This is a genomic window from Flavobacterium tibetense (genome assembly GCF_003293845.1).
In the GTDB taxonomy this organism is placed as follows: Bacteria; Bacteroidota; Bacteroidia; order Flavobacteriales; family Flavobacteriaceae; genus Flavobacterium; species Flavobacterium tibetense.
This window is the reverse complement of record NZ_QLST01000001.1, coordinates 270286-291236: the sequence shown is the minus strand read 5'-3', so window position 1 is coordinate 291236 and position 20951 is coordinate 270286. Positions and strand designations below refer to the sequence as shown.

22 protein-coding genes are annotated in these 20951 nt (G+C 32.9%); 15 read left to right on the top strand and 7 right to left on the bottom strand.

Features of this window, described 5'->3' with window-relative positions; genetic code table 11:
- Window position 1: 1 nt before the first annotated feature.
- Window positions 2–391: a DUF423 domain-containing protein gene (locus DPN68_RS01405; RefSeq protein ID WP_113987792.1), complete on the bottom strand. Its 390-nt coding sequence runs from the start codon at window positions 389–391 to the stop codon at window positions 2–4.
- A 122-nt stretch (window positions 392–513) separates the two neighbouring features.
- Between DPN68_RS01405 and DPN68_RS01400 the strand changes: the two genes are divergently transcribed.
- Window positions 514–1884 carry a saccharopine dehydrogenase family protein gene (locus DPN68_RS01400; protein WP_113987791.1) on the top strand — a complete coding sequence of 457 codons (1371 nt, stop codon included), beginning with the start codon at window positions 514–516 and terminating at the stop codon, window positions 1882–1884.
- Window positions 1885–1923: 39 nt separating this feature from the next.
- Here the strand turns inward: DPN68_RS01400 and DPN68_RS01395 are convergent, their stop codons facing one another.
- The 5 genes from DPN68_RS01395 to DPN68_RS01375 all read right to left on the bottom strand — a co-directional run bounded on the left by DPN68_RS01395 (window position 1924) and on the right by DPN68_RS01375 (window position 9056).
- Window positions 1924–2550: a hypothetical protein gene (locus DPN68_RS01395; RefSeq protein ID WP_113987790.1), complete on the bottom strand. Its 627-nt coding sequence runs from the start codon at window positions 2548–2550 to the stop codon at window positions 1924–1926.
- Window positions 2551–2791: 241 nt separating this feature from the next.
- Window positions 2792–3490, bottom strand: coding sequence for a zinc metallopeptidase (locus DPN68_RS01390; protein ID WP_113987789.1), 699 nt, complete (start codon window positions 3488–3490; stop codon window positions 2792–2794).
- A gap of 79 nt (window positions 3491–3569) precedes the next feature.
- The gene (locus DPN68_RS01385) at window positions 3570–5189 is read right to left on the bottom strand and encodes a Na/Pi cotransporter family protein (protein ID WP_113987788.1); all 1620 of its coding nucleotides are present in this window, start codon (window positions 5187–5189) and stop codon (window positions 3570–3572) included.
- A gap of 86 nt (window positions 5190–5275) precedes the next feature.
- The gene (locus DPN68_RS01380; RefSeq protein ID WP_133256549.1) at window positions 5276–5803 is read right to left on the bottom strand and encodes a hypothetical protein; all 528 of its coding nucleotides are present in this window, start codon (window positions 5801–5803) and stop codon (window positions 5276–5278) included.
- 163 nt (window positions 5804–5966) lie between these two features.
- Window positions 5967–9056, bottom strand: coding sequence for a leucine--tRNA ligase (locus DPN68_RS01375; protein ID WP_113987786.1), 3090 nt, complete (start codon window positions 9054–9056; stop codon window positions 5967–5969).
- Window positions 9057–9248: 192 nt separating this feature from the next.
- Here DPN68_RS01375 and DPN68_RS01370 point away from each other — a divergent pair, with 192 nt between their 5' ends.
- The 8 genes from DPN68_RS01370 to DPN68_RS01340 all read left to right on the top strand — a co-directional run bounded on the left by DPN68_RS01370 (window position 9249) and on the right by DPN68_RS01340 (window position 13613).
- Complete coding sequence (locus DPN68_RS01370) at window positions 9249–10124, top strand: cell division protein FtsX (RefSeq protein ID WP_113987785.1); 876 nt, start codon at window positions 9249–9251, stop codon at window positions 10122–10124.
- Between the two features lie 26 nt (window positions 10125–10150).
- Window positions 10151–10393 (top strand): DUF3098 domain-containing protein, encoded by a 243-nt coding sequence (locus tag DPN68_RS01365; protein ID WP_113987784.1) that lies wholly within the window; start codon window positions 10151–10153, stop codon window positions 10391–10393.
- Window positions 10394–10396: 3 nt separating this feature from the next.
- Window positions 10397–11191, top strand: coding sequence for an undecaprenyl-diphosphatase UppP (gene uppP / locus DPN68_RS01360; protein WP_113987783.1), 795 nt, complete (start codon window positions 10397–10399; stop codon window positions 11189–11191).
- A 3-nt stretch (window positions 11192–11194) separates the two neighbouring features.
- Window positions 11195–11884 (top strand): tRNA pseudouridine(55) synthase TruB, encoded by a 690-nt coding sequence (gene truB / locus DPN68_RS01355; protein ID WP_113987782.1) that lies wholly within the window; start codon window positions 11195–11197, stop codon window positions 11882–11884.
- 68 nt (window positions 11885–11952) lie between these two features.
- Window positions 11953–12117, top strand: coding sequence for a hypothetical protein (locus DPN68_RS13115; protein ID WP_157958486.1), 165 nt, complete (start codon window positions 11953–11955; stop codon window positions 12115–12117).
- Window positions 12093–12428 carry a type II toxin-antitoxin system RelE/ParE family toxin gene (locus DPN68_RS01350; protein ID WP_113987781.1) on the top strand — a complete coding sequence of 112 codons (336 nt, stop codon included), beginning with the start codon at window positions 12093–12095 and terminating at the stop codon, window positions 12426–12428. Before DPN68_RS13115 ends, DPN68_RS01350 begins: the two co-directional genes overlap by 25 nt.
- Window positions 12429–12433: 5 nt before the next feature.
- Window positions 12434–12994, top strand: coding sequence for a hypothetical protein (locus tag DPN68_RS01345; RefSeq protein WP_239986980.1), 561 nt, complete (start codon window positions 12434–12436; stop codon window positions 12992–12994).
- Between the two features lies 1 nt (window position 12995).
- Window positions 12996–13613 (top strand): YiiX/YebB-like N1pC/P60 family cysteine hydrolase, encoded by a 618-nt coding sequence (locus DPN68_RS01340; RefSeq protein WP_113987780.1) that lies wholly within the window; start codon window positions 12996–12998, stop codon window positions 13611–13613.
- Window positions 13614–13799: 186 nt separating this feature from the next.
- Here the strand turns inward: DPN68_RS01340 and DPN68_RS01335 are convergent, their stop codons facing one another.
- Window positions 13800–14405 carry a thioredoxin family protein gene (locus DPN68_RS01335; RefSeq protein WP_113987779.1) on the bottom strand — a complete coding sequence of 202 codons (606 nt, stop codon included), beginning with the start codon at window positions 14403–14405 and terminating at the stop codon, window positions 13800–13802.
- Window positions 14406–14469: 64 nt separating this feature from the next.
- On the opposite strand from DPN68_RS01335, the gene DPN68_RS01330 reads away from it, so the two are divergent.
- From DPN68_RS01330 to DPN68_RS01305, 6 genes are all read left to right on the top strand, one after another.
- Window positions 14470–15249 carry a patatin-like phospholipase family protein gene (locus DPN68_RS01330; RefSeq protein ID WP_113987862.1) on the top strand — a complete coding sequence of 260 codons (780 nt, stop codon included), beginning with the start codon at window positions 14470–14472 and terminating at the stop codon, window positions 15247–15249.
- A gap of 155 nt (window positions 15250–15404) precedes the next feature.
- Complete coding sequence (pyrH, locus tag DPN68_RS01325) at window positions 15405–16112, top strand: UMP kinase (protein WP_113987778.1); 708 nt, start codon at window positions 15405–15407, stop codon at window positions 16110–16112.
- Window positions 16113–16209: 97 nt separating this feature from the next.
- Complete coding sequence (gene frr / locus DPN68_RS01320) at window positions 16210–16773, top strand: ribosome recycling factor (RefSeq protein ID WP_113987777.1); 564 nt, start codon at window positions 16210–16212, stop codon at window positions 16771–16773.
- A gap of 267 nt (window positions 16774–17040) precedes the next feature.
- A complete protein-coding gene (locus tag DPN68_RS01315) occupies window positions 17041–17418 on the top strand; it encodes a hypothetical protein (RefSeq protein WP_113987776.1) in 378 nt (125 codons plus the stop codon).
- Window positions 17419–17583: 165 nt separating this feature from the next.
- On the top strand, window positions 17584–20067 hold the full coding sequence (locus tag DPN68_RS01310; protein ID WP_113987775.1) for a DUF5686 family protein: 2484 nt from the start codon (window positions 17584–17586) through the stop codon (window positions 20065–20067).
- A gap of 77 nt (window positions 20068–20144) precedes the next feature.
- Window positions 20145–20867 (top strand): hypothetical protein, encoded by a 723-nt coding sequence (locus DPN68_RS01305; RefSeq protein WP_113987774.1) that lies wholly within the window; start codon window positions 20145–20147, stop codon window positions 20865–20867.
- Window positions 20868–20951: the final 84 nt, after the last annotated feature.

Sequence of the window (20951 nt, the reverse complement as noted above, 5' to 3'; positions counted from 1 at the left end):
GTTAATTCCTGTTTTTTACTATGAGTGCATATAAAAAATAGCCCCAAGAAGCAATAAGAATAGCTCCTCCAATAGGTGTAATTGGCCCTAAAATTTTAGTTTTTATCCCTGTAACAACACTTGTTGCCAACAAATAAATAGAACCCGAGAAAAACAAAACCCCAACCAAAACCAAATAAAACAAAATTGATTTTTCTTTTACCGATAAAAATGCAGTGTTTGCAATTAAAAGTAAAAACAAAGCATGATACATTTGGTAACGGACTCCTGTTTCAAAGGAAACTAATGATTCTTCCGATAAAACTTTTTTTAAGGCATGAGCACCAAAGGCTCCAAAAATGATAGAAAGCATTCCTAAAATTAATCCAAGAATTAAAATTTTCTTTTCCATGAGGCATTATTTACAGCAAATATACCAAATTGAAAACTGTTAAAAAGAGACATTAATGTTAAATTATTTTGTAGAATATAACAATTCATTACCTTCGTGTGATATTTACAGCACACAACGAAATGAGAAAAATTCTAGTTATTGGAGCTGGAAGATCAGCTTCCTCTCTAATAAAATACTTGTTAGACAAATCTACTTCCGAAAATTTATTGGTTACTATTGCTGATTTATCACTTGAATTGGCTCAAAAAAAAATAAAAAATCACCCCAATGCAAGAGCTATTGCTTTTGATATTTTTAATGAAACCCAACGAAAAGAAGAGATTGAAAACTCGGATATTGTAATTTCAATGCTTCCCGCTCACTTACATATTGAAGTAGCGAAAGATTGTATTACTTACAAAAAACATATGGTTACGGCTTCATACATTAGTCCTGCTATGCAAGAATTGAATGCTGCTGCCCAAGAAAATAATTTAATTTTCATGAACGAGATCGGTTTAGACCCAGGAATAGACCACATGAGTGCCATGAAAATAATAGATGAAATCAGAGCTCAAGGAGGAAAAATACTCTTATTTGAATCTTTTTGTGGTGGTTTAGTTGCCCCAGAAAGCGACACCAATCTTTGGAATTATAAGTTTACTTGGAATCCAAGAAATGTAGTTTTAGCAGGTCAAGGTGGTGTAGCCAAATTTATCCAAGAAGGAACCTATAAATATATTCCTTACAACAAATTATTCCGAAGAACCGAGTTTTTAGAAGTTGAAGGTTACGGGAGATTTGAAGCTTATGCCAACAGAGATTCTTTAAAATACAGAAGTGTATATGGTTTAGAAGATGCACTTACTGTTTTTAGAGGAACCATTAGAAGAGTTGGTTATTCTAGAGCATGGGATATTTTAGTGCAACTTGGCATGACAGATGACTCCTATACTATTGATGATTCTGAAAACATGACTTATAGAGAATTCACGAATTCCTTTTTACCCTATCACCCAACAGATACGGTTGAAATAAAATTGCGTCATGCACAAAAAATTGACCAAGACGATATTATTTGGGATAAATTAGTAGAGATCGGCTTATTTAATGGTGATAAAAAAGTAGGATTAAAAAATGCGACACCTGCTCAAATTTTAGAAAAAATACTTAGTGAAAGTTGGGCTTTAGAACCAGAAGACAAAGACATGATTGTAATGTATCATAAATTTGGTTACGAACTAAATGGTGAGAAAAAACAAATTGACTCTACTATGGTTTGCATTGGGGATGACCAAACGTATACTGCCATGGCAAAAACAGTTGGTCTTCCAGTTGCAATTGCAACACTTAAAATTTTAAATGGTGAAATAAAAACTCCTGGTGTTCAATTGCCAATGACTAAAGAAGTTTACAATCCAATTCTTAAAGAACTCGAAGAATATGGTGTCGTTTTTAAAGAGCACGAAGTCTCTTATTTAGGTTACAACCCAAATAACATTAGTAGCTAAAACAAAAAACCAATCAATTATGATTGGTTTTTTGTTTCATTATGAAACATCTTTTAATTCTCTACATTTAATTATTTCATCCTGCAATTGACGTCGTAGCTTTTGCTCTCTCTCTATTGACTTTTGTTTAAATAGTTGATACTCATCTTCTACTTCTGCTAGAATAATTTTGGAATTTTTGGTAATTTCGTTTGCCAATTTAAAACGATAAGCAAAATAAAAAGCAACGAAACCAAAAAGCATCAAAATCGACCACATCAAAAAATTATAAGTTCCTTTTTCTAAATTAATTCCAAAAACCGAAATAGTTGCAACTGAATTGTTTAAATTAAGGTTTTCATTCTTAAGTGAAATTACTTCAGAATTCAAATTACTAATCGCAACATCTTTTTCTTCTAACTTTGAATTTAAAGTTCCAAAATTCTCATTTGATTTATCTAAAAACGAAGAAAAACTAAGTCGGAAATCATCCAAAACTTCAGATTTAACAAGTTTATACTCTTGAAAAACTGTAGCTTTATCAAGCATCGTATTGAATTTATTTTCTATCTTTTTTCCTGAAAATAAATATTCCTTCACAACCTCATCATTTTGAGCGGAAATCATTGTGGAAATCATTACAAATAGCAATAGTAACCAATTTGGTTTTAAGTAAGTTTGTTTCATTTTACTAGATTTAGGGCAATTAGTAATTTGATTTTTTTAATGAACAAATTGTATTTATTCATTAAATCTATTTTTTAATCATTTTAAAAGTAGTGTTTTTTGAATTGTTTAACTATTTTTATTGTCTTTTTAACATATTTGCAACAAATTGTTAGAAAAAATTTTAATAAACTGAAAAAAAAGAAAACAAAAAAAGTCCGCTACAAAGAGCGAACTTTCTATACTGAACTTATAATTTGAATTAATCTCTCGAAGCAAAAACTCTAAATGCCCAGTACAATAACGAAGCCAAAGCACCTAAAGCAGCTACAACATAAGTTCTTGCAGCCCATTTTAAAGCATCTTCTGCGCCAGCATATTCTTGCTGACCCAACATGTTTTTGTTTTTTAACCAAGCTAAAGCTCTATTACTTGCATCATATTCAACTGGCAAGGTAATGAAACTAAAAGAAGTTGCAATTGCCATTAAAATTAAACCTGCAACCGCTACGTAAAATCCAATCCCTGATTTAGAGGCAAACCCTAAAATCAAACCACCCATAATTAACCATTGAGATAAATTTGAGGAAATATTCACCATAGGAACCATTTTTGAACGCATGGTTAACCAACTATACGCTTGCGCATGTTGCACCGCATGACCCACTTCGTGAGCAGCAACGGCAGCAGCAGCAGCATTTCTTTGGTTATAAACCGCCTCTGATAAATTTACCGTTTTATCCATTGGATTGTAATGATCGGTTAATCTTCCTGCTGTTGAAATTACTTTCACATCAGAGATTCCGTGATCGGCTAACATTTTTTCAGCAATTTCTGCTCCGCTCATTCCGTTACGAAGACTAATTTTCGAATACTGCTCAAATTTACTTTTCAGTCTAGCGCTTACTAACCAACTGAACAAAGCAATTGCACCAATTATTATTAAATAAGTAAAATCCATTTTTTTAATCTTTTAATTTATTTCTCAAATATAAAGCAAATTTTGCACCAAATTCTATTAATGACTTCCTAAAATTTTATTAAATCGTATCTTCTAAATGACGAATCAATTGTCGAATCGATTGCGCCACAATACCATTCACTATTAAAAGTGTAGAAATGTGCTTCTCTTTAATCAGTTTATTATCAATGAAATAAGTGATTTTTTCAACTATTTCTTTATAATCATGATTCAATTGTTCTCGAAGCAAAATATACACTTCATTTTCGCATGGTTTCTGTAAAATAGCTGTATATTCTTTGACATTTCCGCCAATTTTACTAAAAACAGCTGACACATTGGCATTATTAGTTTGTTCCAATTCTTCTATATCAACGGCAATACCCGCAATAGTTTTGGTAATCTGCGACAAAATCATCACTTTTTGAATGATGGTATTTAGCATTTTCTTATCCACTTCTTCTAATCCATCGGAAGAAATTTGGGCTGTAAAAGTTAGAATGGTTCTGTATTTTAACTGTAAATCTTCAAATGTAATTTGCTTACCACTACTTTTGGAAGGAATTATTCGTCTAAAAATGGTCGTTTTCTCTGTTTCAGTTTCCGTTTTATTGTTTTTCAGCACTTCATTCAACCAAAACAAAGTTTCATTGTAAACCATATCCGTTTCTTGTTTCGCCGCTGCCACTGCTGCTTCAGGCAAATCTAAAGAAACTGAGCTAATATGATTCAAATGACCCGTTTCTTTTTCTGGATAAACCTTTGCCACCCATTTCACAAAAATTGGGATAAAAGGCAAAAACAACAACACGCCAATCAAATTAAACATGGTGTGAAAAATGGTGATTCCTAAAACTATATTTTTGGAATCATCAATAAATATAAAAATCAATTTAGTAAGAATAGGAAGCAACAAAAACGCTAAAATTCCAGAATAAAAATTAAACACCAAATGACTAAAAGCAACTTGCTTTTTGATATTTATTCCTCCAACAGCTCCCAACATCACCGTTGCCGTTGTTCCAATATTAGCCCCAATAACCATCGCTGCACCTTCATCAAAAGTCATTAAACCCGAATGCAACGCCGTTAAAACAATAGCAATGGTAGCCGAACTGGATTGCATAATGGCCGTTAAAATTATAGCCAATAACACATAAAACCACAAACCATAATGCGGTAAAGTTGCTAAATCTATACTAGCGGTGAAAAATTCTACGCTCAATTTCATGTAATCCAATCCCATGAACAAAAAGCCTAGTCCAACCAACAATTTACTAATTCCTGAATATCGAACCGAAGAAGACAAAAAAATCAATCCCAAGCCACCAATGCCTAACAACGGCAGAAACATACCCTCAATATTGATTTTAAACCCGACGGTTGCCACTAACCAACTGGTAATAGTTGTTCCTAAATTGGTTCCCAAAACTACGCCAATGGCATTTTGCATGGAGATAATTCCAGCACCAACAAAAGTCAATGTCATTAAAGAAACCGCTGAACTACTTTGCAAAACTGCTGTAGAAAAAAATCCTGTCAACACCGATTTGATTTTCCCAGTAGTAGATCTTCGAATTAACGATTTAAATGCTTTTCCCGAAAGTTGCTTGATAGCTTCTTCCAATAGAAACATACCAAACATAAAGATGCCTAATCCAGCTAAAAATTTCCAAAAATCAAATGCTGACCAATCCATAAATAGGGTTTAAAAGCTAAAGATACGAAAAATAAAAAATCCCAAATTTTTACATTTGGGATTTGAGATATTTTAAAGCTGCTTAATCAGAGTCCAAATGTAACATTCAAAATAATTTGTCGAGAGTTAGTTTCTCTAATCGTATTGGTTAAATTAAAAAAATCAGATTCCCACTCTTTGTTATTTAATGCAAATTCATAAGCTAATGTGAACTTAGTTTGTTGATGCCTTCTCCCAACATCTTTAATTTTAAAAGAAACTGAAGGTCCCAAAAATGCTTTTTCAATAAACATTGTAAGTTGATTTCCATTTATTCCTGATTCTAAATTTTCAAAATCAACGTTATAATCTTTCCAAAATAAAGCTAATTTCCTTTTATTATATCCAATATTAAAACCTGCTCCTAAACCTACTTTTGATGTATTTAAAAAAACGTAATGTGCTCTTAATTTAACTCCATTTGAAATTGTTCTATATTTTGTTATTTCATTGCTATTTCCACCTGCAAACATTTCATAGCCTAGGTCAATATCTAAAATTTCATTATAGAAGTTAAGGCCAGTTGTGAAGTTTATCTCAACCGAATTCAAAGCAACAATTCCATTTTTTTCCAAATAAGAATTTATGTTATAATTTGGATTATATAAAGCTCCTGTACCAACAAAAATCTTTATTTGATAATCGTCTTCAAAGTTAATTGTGTCTCTTTCTTGCGAAAATGAAAACAGAAAGCTCAGAATCGAAAAGATTACAAAATATTTATTGCTAACCATAGTTCTACCCTACCAAATTAATAATCTTACCAGGGACAACAATAATGTTCTTAGGTGTATTTCCTGCTAATTGCGTAATCGTTCTTTCATCCGCTAAAACAATTTCTTGAATTTGCTCTTTGGTTAAATCCAATGGTAATTTAATTGTAAAACGCATTTTTCCATTGAACGAAACTGGGTATTCTTTTTCAGATTCTATCAGATATTTCTCTTCAAATATTGGAAAAGCTACCGTTGCAACAGAACCTTCGTAACCTAAAGCACTCCATAATTCCTCTGCAATATGTGGTGCATATGGCGAAACTAAAATAGCTAATGGCTCTAAAATAGCTCTGTGATTACATTTTAATTGTTGCAATTCGTTTACGCAAATCATAAACTGAGAAACCGACGTGTTGAAGGAGAAATTCTCGATGTCTTCCGTAACTTTTTTGATGGTTTTGTGTAATGACTTATACATTTCTGCGGTTGGTTCGTCGTTTACAATTACATAACCATTATCATCAAAGTATAATCTCCATAATTTTTTCAAGAAACCAGAAACACCAGTAATTCCAGCTGTGTTCCAAGGTTTTGCTTGCTCTAATGGCCCTAAGAACATTTCATACAAACGCAAGGTATCGGCACCATATTCATTACAAATATCATCTGGATTGACTACGTTTAACCATCTTTTTGACATTTTTTCAATTTCTCTATGAACAATAAACTTATCATTCATCAAGAAAGTAGCATTTTTAAATTCGTTCCAGAATTTTAACTTTTCAAAATCAATAATTTCATCAGAAAAACCAACATTATTAACATCTATTCTAATTGGTGAAATTTCATAAAGCAACGTAGCTTTATTTTCATTAACTAACTGAATTGAGCTTTGATCGAAACCAAAATTATTCATCACAAATTCGAATAAAATATTTTTATGTTCTAGATCTTGGCTTTTTGAATTCCCAAACTCATTAATAGTAAACTTAAAATTCTTACCACCAAATGCTTCTTCAAGTATGTCTTTAGAAACGTATAAATTATTAACATTTGACCTCATTAATAATTCTTTAAGTTCAACAACACTCCTTCCAGTTGAATCCTTTTTAGTTTCACCATTCATATAAATTGAAGCTTGAACTCTTAGTGTAATCGCACTCATTCCCAAAATCATCCCTTGATTAATCAGTTTTTTGAATGGTTCTTCCGTTGGTGCGTAACCTCTATCTTTTAAGAATTTGTTCCAAAAACGAGAGTATAATAAATGTCCGGTTGCGTGTTCGCTTCCTCCAATGTATAAATCTACATTTTCCCAGTATTTTAATGCGTCTTCGCTAGCAAAATCGTTCTCATTTTGAGCATCCATGTAACGCATCCAATACCAAGAAGAACCCGCCCAACCTGGCATGGTGTTCAATTCCAATGGAAATACCGTTTGGTTCTCGACTCCGCTCGAATTGACAAGTAAGTCGTTTGAAACTACTTTATTATTAACACTATCCCAAGCCCAAACGGTTGCGTTTCCTAATGGTGGTTGGCCGTCTTCGGTTGGTAAATATTTTTCAACTTCTGGTAAAACAATTGGCAAGTGTTTTTTGTCAATTGTTTGTGGTAAACCATTCACGTAATATACTGGAAATGGTTCGCCCCAATAGCGTTGGCGAGAGAAAACGGCATCACGTAAACGGTAATTTACTTTAGCTTTTCCAGCTCCAATTTTTTCTAATTCTTCGATGACTTTTTTCGTTCCGTTTTTGTAATCCAATCCGTTTAAGAAATCCGAATTTACTAATTCGAAACCACTTTTTTCTCCAAAAGCCGCTTCTGAAATATCTTGATTGAAAATATTTTTAATTGCTGGCATACCGTGTGTTCCTTTGAAGAAATTCGCGAACGCATAATCACGCTCATCGCCACATGGAACCGCCATTACCGCACCCGTTCCATAACCTGCTAACACGTAATCACCAATCCAAACTGGAATAGGTTCTTTAGTAAAAGGATGTTCAGCATAAGCTCCAGTAAACACACCTGAAATGGTTTTAACATCTGCCATTCTTTCTCTTTCCGAACGTTTTGCAGTAGCTTCAATGTAAGCGTCAACCGCTGCTTTTTGTTCTGGAGTTGTAATTTGAGTAACCAATTCGTGTTCTGGCGCTAACGTCATAAACGTTACTCCGAAAATGGTGTCAGGACGCGTTGTAAATACTTCGATTACTGCATCATGATTTTTCAAATTGAAAGTCACAGCAGCTCCGACTGATTTTCCAATCCAGTTTCTTTGTGATTCTTTGATGGATTCGCTCCAATCGATGGTTTCTAAACCTTGTAATAAACGCTCCGAGTAAGCTGAAATTCGCATCGACCATTGCGTCATTTTTTTACGAATTACAGGATGTCCGCCACGTTCTGAAACGCCGTTTACAATTTCGTCATTGGCTAAAACTGTTCCTAAAGCCGGACACCAGTTTACTTCGGTTTCGGCTAAATACGTTAATCTATATTGTAATAAGATTTTTTGTTGTTGTTCAGAAGAAAATGCATTCCAATCTTCTGCTGAAAATGGCGCAACATTATCATCGCAAACCGCATTAACATTCGCATTTCCGTTTTTCTCAAATTCTTGAATTAACGTGCAAATGCTTTCTGCTTTATCCGTAGTTTTATTGTACCAAGATTCGAATAATTGAATGAAAATCCACTGTGTATGTTTGTAATAATCAGGATTTGATGTGCGTACTTCTCTACTCCAATCAAACGAAAATCCGATTTTATCCAATTGCTCACGGTAGCGCGAAATGTTCTCACGAGTTGTTTTTTCAGGATGTTGCCCCGTTTGAATCGCATATTGTTCCGCTGGCAAACCAAATGAATCATACCCTTGCGGATGCAACACATTAAATCCTTGATGTCTTTTATAACGTGCCACAATATCAGAAGCAATATAACCTAGCGGATGCCCAACGTGTAACCCAGCACCAGAAGGATAAGGAAACATGTCTAATACATAATATTTAGGTTTTTCGGAATTATTTTTAGCAGCAAAAGTTTGGTTTTCTGCCCAATATTGTTGCCATTTGGCTTCGATTTCGTTATGGAAGTACTTCATATTTTAGTTTTCAGTCTCAGTTTTCAGTCTCAGTTTTTAGCCTCAATTTGAATTACTGATGACTGCGACTGCGACTGACTACTATTTTTTTCGGTGCAAAAATACATTTTATAATACTAAAGTTAAAACTTTACAGTTATATTCTATATAAACAAAATTTGTTTACTATTTTTACGGCTTAATTCGGATTCTATGGCATCATCATTTGAAAATTACAACAGAAGGAGATTAATTTCATCTTACTTTTCGGTAGTTTTAAGTATTTTTTTAGTTTTATTCCTATTGGGAACTTTAGGATTATTCGTAATTAATTCTAAAAAAATGACGAATGATTTTAAAGAAAATATCCCAATGACGGTTTTCTTTAAAAATGAAGCAAAAGACAGTGTTTTGAATGCTTTCGATACACAAATGAAAAATTCAAAATTCATCAAAGAATATGCTTTCGTTCATAAAGATAGCGCTGCCAAACACAATGTAGATATTGTTGGGAAGGATTTTATGGAATTTTTAGGATTCAATCCGTTGCAAAACTCGTTTGACATTCATTTAAAAGGCGATTATGTAATAGCCGATAGCATCAAAAAATTCGAAAACGAAATCAAGAAAAACGAATACGTTGCCGAAATCATCTACGACAAACAATTGGTAGATTTGGTGAACAACAACATCAAAAAAATCAGTATGTGGATTTTAATCATCAGCGGATTTTTAGCCGTAATCGCGATGTTGCTAATCAATAGTTCACTTCGACTTTCGATTTATTCGCACCGATTTACGATTAAAACGATGCAAATGGTAGGTGCAACAAAATCATTCATCAGAAAACCGTTTATTTGGAGAAGCATTAAATTGGGATTAATTGGTTCGGTATTAGCTATTATTGCACTTTTAGGAATGATTCATTATGTAGATGGTGTTTTTCCAAGTTTAGGGATTGCTAAAGATTATATTTCTATTGGAATTGTCTTTGGAGGAATTTTAGCTATTGGAATTACCATTACTTGGATTAGTACCTTTTTTGCAACCCAACGTTTCTTGAATCTTAGAACAGACGATTTATACTAGTGTTCAGTGAATTAAAAAACATAAAAATGAAAAACGAAAACAACAAACCTGAATTCTTATTTAATAAAGCAAACTATACTTTTTTATTAATTGGTATTGCTGTAATTGCGCTTGGTTTTTTACTAATGAGCGGTGGCGGAAGTGAAGATCCAAATGTATTCAATGAAGAAGAATTGTTTAGTTTCAGACGCATTCGTTTGGCACCAACTGTAGTCATCTTAGGTTTTGCAGTAGTGATTTACTCGATTTTCAAAAAGGAGAAAAAATAATTCATGGGCGTTTTAGAAGCTATTCTTTTAGGAATTATCCAAGGGTTGACCGAATTTTTACCTGTTTCTTCAAGTGGACATTTAGAACTTGCAAAAGCTATATTAGGTGAAGATAAAGTGCCTGAAGAAGGATTATTATTCACCGTTGTTGTTCACTTTGCTACGGCATTAAGCACTATTGTCGTTTTTCGAAAAGATATTATAGAAATCATTACTGGTTTGTTTCAATTTAAATGGAATGAATCTTTTCAATTTTCATTAAAGATTGTTCTTTCCATGATTCCAGCAGTAGTTATTGGATTATTATTTGAGAGAGAATTGGAACAACTTTTTAATGGTAATGTGATTTTTGTTGGATTCATGTTAATTGTAACAGCTGTTTTACTATTCTTTGCTGACAAGTCAAAAAACACTTTACAACCTGTTAGTTTTAAAAATGCATTCATTATTGGAATCGCCCAAGCTATTGCAATGCTTCCTGGAATTTCTCGATCGGGAGCAACGATATCCACTTCGGTTTTATTGGGTGTTGACAAAAACAAAGCCGCTCGTTTCTCTTTTTTAATGGTTATTCCGTTGATTTTTGGTAAAATTGCCAAAGATATTATGAGTGGTGAATTGGTTTATAACGAATCCAGTTTTAGCTACTTATCTGCCGGATTCTTAGCCGCATTTGTTGCTGGTTTGTTTGCTTGCAGCTGGATGGTTAAATTGGTTAGAAACAGTAAACTAAAATATTTTTCTATTTATTGCTTGGTTGTAGGTCTAGCAGCAATAATCATCGGTTTAGCTCTTTAAAACATGACAAGTGAAGAAATTTTAGCTGGAAAAGTACTTTTAATTGACAAACCGTTGACATGGTCGTCGTTTCAAGCGGTGAATAAATTGAAATACATTTTAAAACGCAAATACGATTTACCCAAGAAATTCAAAATTGGTCACGCTGGAACTTTAGATCCTTTAGCCACTGGTTTATTGATCATTTGCACGGGGAAATTCACCAAGAAAATCACCGAAATTCAAGCACAAGAAAAAGAATACACGGGAACCATTTTCGTTGGAGCTACAACACCATCTTACGATTTAGAAACCGAAATTGACGCTACTTTTCCAACAGAACATATTTCTGATGAATTGATTTTAGAAACCACAACGCAATTTACCGGAGAAATCGACCAAAAACCACCTGTTTTTTCAGCTATCAAAAAAGACGGAAAACGTTTGTACGAACACGCAAGAGCTGGCGAAGAAGTAGAAATTCAATCTAGAAAAACTACCATATACGAATTTGAAATTACCAGAATTGCTTTGCCAGAAATCCATTTTAGAGTGAAATGCAGTAAAGGAACTTACATTCGTTCTTTGGCATATGATTTTGGTTTGGCATTACAATCAGGCGGACATTTAACAGCGCTTCGACGCACAAAAATTGGTGATTATTCAGTTGAAAACGGAATTTCTCCTGAAGATTTTGAAGAAACACTAAGTTAAAATAGTCTGAATCTGAAGTTTAGAACCAAATTATTTCTTATTTTTACGTAGCATAAATTTCTTTTCCAATGAAAACTGCAGATAAAAAAAATAAAAACTTAGCCATTCCAGGCAAACCCATGTCTCAAAAAGCATTCGCTGACTTGATCAAAGAAGCGGAAAATGGTCCGTTTTTAACTGTTGAAGAATCTAAAGAGAAATTTGAAAAATGGAAATCAGAAAGAAAGAAGTAGTTACTTCCTATCCGTTTGATAATTTTGATTTGATTGATATTTATGAATACGGTTTAGCTGAATTTGGCGAAAGGTTAGCCTCTGAATTCATTTCTGAAATATATAAATACATCGAAAAACTCGAAACCGAATACCTTCTTCATCCTGAATGTCGCCATTTGGAAACCAAAACTAAAATGTATCGCAACATTATTCTAGGTTCGTATTTGATTATTTACAGAATTCGCGCCAATAGAATTGAAGTTTTAAGAGCTTTTCACGGAAGCCATTCGCCTAAACACATTAAAACTATTAGAAAAATTAAAATATAATCCACTTGAAAAATATATTCTCGCTTTTCATCCTATTCCTTTTCAATGTATCATTTGCTCAAGTTGAGATTACATTAAATGATTCAAATGATTTTCCAACAAACAAAAAAATCACGTTTACTCAATTTGAAATTTCGTTACCGTTGCAAGGAAACAAAAACCGTGGCGAAGTATTTCCTGATGGAAACACTAATGACAGCTGGTTTCTTCCTGATGGTGTGAACAGTAATTTTGGCTACGGAATTCATTTCAACCAATGGTTAGGAATTAGTGCCAATACTGGAATTGGCATGAAACTTTCAGAAAAATTAGTAGTAGCTCCTGTTTTTTCCAACTTACGAATCATGCCAAAAGTAGGGGAAGAAACGCGCATTGGAATTGATGTTGGGCTAGGTCACGCTTTCGCTATTGGAAGAGGCGATTTGTCGGGAACTTTCAAAAGAGTAAAATTGAATTTAGAAGCATCCGAATTGCAACTATTTTTAGAAATTGTGTCTTATGGCATTCGGTTAAACGACAATAGTCAAGGAAGTATAAGTATTGGATTTGCTTTAGTATCTTTTTAAAATGAAAACAACAACAATTGCATTATTATTCATTTCGCTCTTAAGTTTCTCCCAAAACGTGAAACTAAAAACTGGCGATTTATTGTTTCAATCGATGAATTGCGGTCCGTTGTGCGAAGCCATTAATGAAGTTACCGAAGGCTATCAAGGAAAAGATTTCAGTCATTTGGGAATGGTTTATATTATAAATGATTCGATTTTTGTCATTGAAGCTGCTGGTGAAGCCGTAAAAATTACGCCTTACGAAACCTTCAAAACCTATACCAATGAACCGATGTACATTGGAAGACTAAAGAGAAAATACCGAAAATATATTCCAAAAGCTGTTGCGTTTTCGTTACAGCAAGTTGGCGTTCCTTATGACGATGAATATCTATATGATAACGGCAAATACTATTGCTCGGAATTAATTTATGACGCGTTTCTTCATGCGTACAAAAAGCCGTTGTTTGATTTATTCCCAATGACTTTCAAATCACCAAAATCCAATGCGTATTTTGAAGTTTGGGCTGACTATTACCAAAAATTAAACATGGAAATTCCTGAAGGACAATTGGGTTGTAATCCTGGTGGTATTTCTACTTCTGATAAGTTGAGGATTATTGGAACCATTGAATAAAAATCCCAATATAAAAATCCCAAATTCCAAACTCAAAAGTCTAAAAAAAGACTAGGAACACAGATTGAAGAAATTTAGGCAATTTTTAAAATTTTTTAATCTGTGTTTTTTCTAGAATTTTATTTAGCTAATAGCGGAAAGATTATTTTAATTTTTTAAATTTCTTCTATCTATGTTCCTGAAAAATTAACTTAAAACACGTTCATGCATTTCCACAATTTCATTCTGAATGGAAATTCCTTTATCGTTCAAATACCATTTTTGTAATGTAATTTTAGCTGGTTCGTCTACCACTCCGTGAGCGGCTTTGTAATCTAATATCAATTGTTTGGCTCCTGTTGGTCTTGGACCCCAATCGGCTACAACTTCTAAAGTTTCAGCATCTAAAACGATTAATTTTGGTATTGCTTTTCCTCCATTGGTTAAGAAATGTTGCATTAAAGTATCATTGTCATCACGTAAAGCAATTTTTAACTCCACATTTTCTGCTACTTCAGCCATTTTGTGAATTACAGGAAGAATTTGGGCTGCATCGCCACACCAACCTTCACTTAATACCAACCAAATGTATTTTTTATCTAAGTTTTCTAATTTAGCTTTCACTTCATCCGTAACTTGAATCGTTTTTTCTAATCGGTTCATGCGGGATTCATTCAATTCGGAATATTTCAATAAATCTTCCGATTGCGTATGACCCGTTGACAAACCTTTAGTGATTAATTCCGTAACGTGTTTGCGGTAATTTTCATAAGAAAAGCCATTGGCTAAAGCTTGTTTTATTGCATTTATCATCTTCTTAACTTTTTTTGACAAATTTAATGCTATTTTTGAAATTAAAATGTAAGAAATGTTACAAATGGATTTAGCATCAAAATCAATTGGAATTGTGCTTTCTGGCGGTGGCTCTAAAGGCATTGCGCAAGCTGGAGCGCTTCAATTTTTATCTGAAAAAGGGATTGAAGCTTGTTGCGTGGCAGGAACAAGTGCTGGTGCAATCGTAGGCGGATTGTATGCTTTTGGAAAATCACCAGAAGAAATTTTGGAATTTTTTAAGTCGATTTACTTTTTTCATTGGAAGCATTTCACGTTCAAAAAAGCGGGAATTATTGATTCGGAATCCTTCAAGAAAGACTTTGAATCGATTTTAAAAGAAACTAAAATAGGCGATTTAAAAATCCCAGTTCACATCACAGCAACCGATTTAGTGAAAGGTAAACTAAAAGTTTTTGGCAATGAGACTAAACTTTCTGATGCTATTTTGGCTTCCTCTTCGTTTCCAGGAATGCTATCACCTTATGAAATTAATGGAAAATTATATAGCGATGGTGGCATTTTGAATCATTTCCCAACGGATTTATTACAAGGCAGATGCGATACTATGATTGGTATTTATGTGAGCCCCATTCAGAATATAGAAGCACACGACTTAAAATCGATAAAATCAGTTACTAGCAGAGCTTTTGATTTGTTGTATGCCAATTACAATTACCAAAAATTCAGCTTATGTGATTGGGTAATTGAACCTAAAGAACTAGCCGATTATAGTACATTTGAAACCAACAAATCCAAGATGGATGTCTTATTTGAAATTGGTTATCTAGAAGCCAAACGCTCGCATGAAAATTGGAATTTATAATTTTACCCAACATTATTTTCAGAAAAAAGCGTTTTAACTATATTTGCATCGAAATTGTATAAAAAAGTAGCAACTTGCTCATACAAAAAAACACAACAAATGACTTGAGCTTGCGACAGCATGACTCCTTTTTCAAAAAAAAAAAATAAACCGGAATGAAATACAATAGAATTCTTTTAAAATTAAGTGGTGAAGCTTTAATGGGCGATAGACAATACGGAATTGACCCAAAACGCTTAGCCGAATATGCGCAAGAAATTAAACAAATTCACGATAAAGGCATAGAAATTGCTATTGTTATTGGAGGTGGAAATATTTTTAGAGGAGTTGCGGGAGCAAGTAATGGAATGGATCGCGTACAAGGTGATTATATGGGAATGCTTGCCACAGTGATTAACGGAATGGCATTACAAGGCGCTTTAGAAGAAGCTGGAATGCAAACCCGTTTACAAACTGCTTTAAAAATTGAAGCTATTGCTGAACCTTATATCAAAAGAAGAGCTACACGCCATTTAGAAAAAGGTAGAATTGTGATTTTTGGTGCAGGAACAGGAAATCCGTATTTCACAACCGATACAGCTGCCGTTTTAAGAGGAATTGAGGTAGGAGCTGATGTAATTTTAAAAGGAACTCGCGTAGATGGAGTTTACAATGCGGATCCAGAGAAATATCCTGATGCGGTGAAGTTTGATTACATTTCGTTTGAAGATGTTTTAGCCAAAGGATTAAATGTAATGGACACCACAGCTTTCACATTGAGTCAAGAAAATAAATTACCTATTATTGTATTCGATATGAATAAAGATGGTAATTTATTGAAAGTTTGCGAAGGAGAAACTATTGGAACAACTGTTACTATTTAGAAGATAGAGATTAGACTAAAAAAATTAGAATAAATAAAATATTGATTTAAGGTATTTCTGAAAATCCAATATCTGAAAATCTAAAATCCAAAGTGATATGACAGAAGAAATTAATTTTATTTTAGACAGCGCAAAAGAAGCTATGACAGGATCTGTGGCGCATTTAGAAAAAGAATTTTTAAACATTAGAGCTGGAAAAGCTACGCCACAGATGTTGGGCGGTGTTTTTGTGGATTATTATGGTTCACAAACACCGTTATCTCAAGTTGCTAACATTAACGCTCCTGATGCAAGAACATTGACAGTTACGCCTTGGGAAAAAAACATGTTACAACCTATTGAAAAAGCAATTATGATTGCTAATTTAGGTTTAAACCCAATGAACAACGGTGAAAATATTATCATCAATATTCCTGCTTTAACGGAAGAAAGAAGACGCGACTTAGTAAAACAAGCTAAAGCGGAAGCGGAAGATGCTAAAATTGGTATTAGAAACCACAGAAAAGACGCTAATACAGACATTAAAAAAGAAGAAAAAAACGGAACTGCTGAAGACATTTGCAAAAAAGCAGAAGATGATATCCAAAAATTAACGGATGCTTTTATCAAAAAAATTGATGAAATTTTAGCTGTTAAAGAAGCGGAAATCATGAAAGTATAAGTTCTAATCCCGAATGTTTTTCGGGATTTTTTTTGGAATTTTTTGAAGGTTTTTTGAACCATTAAGAAATTAAGGGGAATTAAATTTTAAGGGTTTGAATGATTTTTGTTATTTTTGAGAAAGATAGAGTTGGTGTTTGTTAAATGTATACCTAAAATGGGTGGATGCGCTTGATTTTTAAAAGACATATTTTAAGTTAAGTGAAATTATAGAAAAAATGCATATAAAAATTTTAATTTTTTGTTGTTTGACAACAATTATTTTAGGTTGTCTGTTAAAGAGTATGAAGGAATTAAAATACCATATTCTATCCAAATTAGAGAAGATTTTTTAGACAGAAAAGTTAGAAATGTGATAAAATCATCACTAAAGTATGAACAAAATACATTAAAAGATTTTATCAAACTGACTGATAAAGTTGATGGTGAATCATCATATGACTTAGGTTTTGTACTTACTCAAATTATAAATAGAATTGGTGAACAAAAATTCATTGAGCTTACAAGAAATCTAAACTCTGCTGAAAGGAAACTATTAAAAAACTACATAGAAGTAGGACTTGAATATGGTGATAATAATCATGATGGAGAAGTAGATAACGAAAGAATTGAAAATGTATATAAAAAAATAAACGAAATTTTATAAAACTTCACACAATGGAGTACACAACTCCGCCAGAAACTAACAAGTTTCCATCAAATCCATCAAACCCAAAATCTCATTCTAAAAACAGAAAAAACCACAAAAAATACCCTAACCACCACTCGGGATTTTTATTTTGAATATATTTGTAGCAAATCAAACGGTTACATGAAATATTTTTGGCTTTTTGCTACGCTTTTTATAAGCAATTTTCTTTTTTCACAAACCAAAATCAAAGGTCAAGTGATTGACTTTGACACCACTATTCCAATTGCATTTGCTAAAATTACGCATGATGGAAAAACCATTACAACGGATTGGGAAGGAAAATTTGCTGTTGATGTAATCGTATTTGAAAAACCAATTATCGCTTCTTATAAAGGCTACTACGATAAATCAGCTTATGCTAAAAAATCGACTGCTTTATTGTTAATCAAATTAATTACCAATAGCAAAGAGCGAAAAGCAGAATTGTATACCCATCAAAAAGTCAATACCATCATCAAAAAAGTAATTGACAACAAGAAAAAAAACCAACCCGAACACGTTTTTAAAAGTTTCGAATACAAAAACTACGAATACCTGAAAGTTTCTGCCAATCCGGATAGTATTTCGAGTAAAATTGATACCATTTACAAGCGCAATTTATTTGGAAAACAAAAAATAAAATTGGATTCTTCGAACTACCGTTTTAAAAAATTGGTAGAAAAAAATCACATTTACCAAACCGAAAAAGTCAACCTGATTCAACACAACGAAAAAGGAACAAAAGAAACCATTTTAGCTAGTAGAATGGCAGGTTTCAAGCAACCTTTGTATGAATATTTGGGATTGCATTTGGTTTCTTATTCCGTATATGAAAATCCGTTTGAAATTTTGGAAACTCCTATGCAAAACCCGATTTCAAACTTTGGAAGAAAATTATATAATTACACGTTGATTGATTCTACCACAATTGATAATAGAAAAGTATATCGCATTTATTTCCAACCAAAAAAACTTAGAGCCAATCGTTTAAGAGGTTTGCTTTATGTAGACGCTGCTACTTTTGCCGTTGCCAAAGCGCATTACCGCGTGTACGGAATTGTGAACATTAATGCCTATTACGACTTCAAATATTTGAAAGAACATCAAATTTGGTTTCCCGAAAAAACAGTGTTCAACGTGCAAAAAGGAACCAATACTGATGATTTGAAGATTTTGGGCAGCACCATTCAATTCAACAACAGTATTGAAGAAGGCATCAGTAAAAATGCTAGTGACCAAGCGTATTTGACTATCGAATCGACTCCATTTGATGTAGCATTTAATACAAATTTTGTGATTTCGGAACCCAAAATTAAAATTGAAGTTCCTGAAAGTAGTCTTTCACAACCTGAGAAATATTGGGCACCATTTACAAAAGATATCAACGACAAACGCAAATCGAATACGTATATTTCGTTAGATAGCTTGTCGATGGCGAGTAAAATTGAACACAAATTGTTTTTGGGAAGAAAAATCATTAACGGTTATTTCCCAATTTCTTTGATTGATGTGGACTTGAGAAGTATTGTGAAATACAATAATTTTGAAGGATTTCGCTTGGGAATTGGTGGTGTTACCAATAACAAACTAGCAGAAAATTACAAAATTGGATTCTACGGCGCTTACGGCTTAAAAGATCGCGAATTCAAATACGGCATTTCACCATCGTATTTGGTAGATAAAAAATCTGAAACTTGGGTAACGGCAAGTTATTCGGATGATTTGGAAGAAATTGCACAAACGAGTTTCGCAACGGATTCGCGCCGCTTTCGAATTTACGATCCGCGACCAATTAACATTTCTACATTTTATAATATTAGAACAAGTGCGTTGAGTTTGGAAAGTAAAATTCTGCCCAAAACCAATTCGTATTTTTCGGTTTCACAAAACTATATCCAACCTTTGTTTGAATACACCTATGTAAACAACAATAAAATTTATACGGATTACAACATTACATCCGTTCAATTTGCTATCCAATGGAATCCGTTTAGCAATTATATGCGAACGCCAATGGGTATGATTGAAAACGAAAAACGCCATCCGAAATTCTCGTTTCAAGTGATGCAAACTTTGCCTGATGTGGTAGAAAATGATTTTACTTTTACCAAAGTAGATTTTAAAACGTTCTATGAAATTCCGTATTTATCGGGTCATAAAAGTTCGGTTTTGTTGCAAGCGGGTTGGGCATTTGGTGATATTCCGTTGACGCATATGTACAGTATTGCGCCAAACAACATTAACCGAGATGCTATTTTACAACGTATCACTTTTGCTGGAAAAAACAGTTTTGAAACCATGTACTATAACGAGTTTTTCTCGAATCGTTATGCTTCGTTGCAATTGCGACACACGTTTAACAAAGTGAATTTAGCCTATAAGATTGCACCTGAATTTTCTGTAGTTACCCGAATGGCTTGGGGCGAAATGGACAACACAGAAAAGCACATTGGTTTACCGTTCAATACTTTAGAAAGAGGTTTTTACGAAAGCGGCATTGAAGCCAACAAAATTTTCAAAGGTTTAGGAATAACGGCTTTTTTCAGATACGGCCCGTACCAATTGCCCCGTTTTGATGATAATTTATCGATTAAGATTTCTTACTTTTTGGATTTGGGGATTTAGATGAGTTGTAAATTTACAGTAAGTAAAAATGTTGACTTATTTTAGTATATCCACAGGAAACCTTTAAAAAAATAGAAATGAATAAGAACATAGTATTTTTATTATTAATTTTATTTAGTTGTCAAAATGAGACAACAAAAGTAAAATATATATATAAGTCTGGTAAAATTGAACAAATGATTTTCTATACTAATGATGATAAGTTAGCGGATTCTTTATATATCTATAAAGATAAAAATCTAGTTTCGAAAAAATTTTTGATTGATACTTTTACATACAGATATGTTAATTATTATAAAAACGGAAATATAGAATCAGAGGGGTTAAAATATAAAGATAGGTTTATTGGTGAATGGAAATTTTTTAATTCAAATAGAAGCCTTGAAAAGATATTGGAGTATAAAATTATATGTGACTCAAGTTATCTTAACCAAGGAAAGATTTTTGATAATCAAGGGAAAATTTCTATTGAAAAATCAAATTTTTATAATGTTAAGTATATAAATAGTGCTAAAATTAATGAAAAGATTAAGTTTGATTTTAAGTACAATAAATTGTATAAGAATTCTTATGCGGATTTATATATTAGCCCAGATATAGATCAAAGCTTTTGTGATTTAAACAATAAGAAATATTTAATAAGTAATTTTAAAGATGATAGTATTTCGGCAAAAATAGGATATTCAACTTATGGGAAAAAACAGTTAAGAGGTTTTATAAAAGAATACAAATTAAATGAGACTGATTCTATTACATTGATTAGAATTATGTATATAGATATACCAGTCGAGATAAAATAATATCTCCGATACCATAAATCACGACAATTTATCGATTAAGACACAACGATAGCGCGGAATTGCATTCCGTGCCTACAATCTACT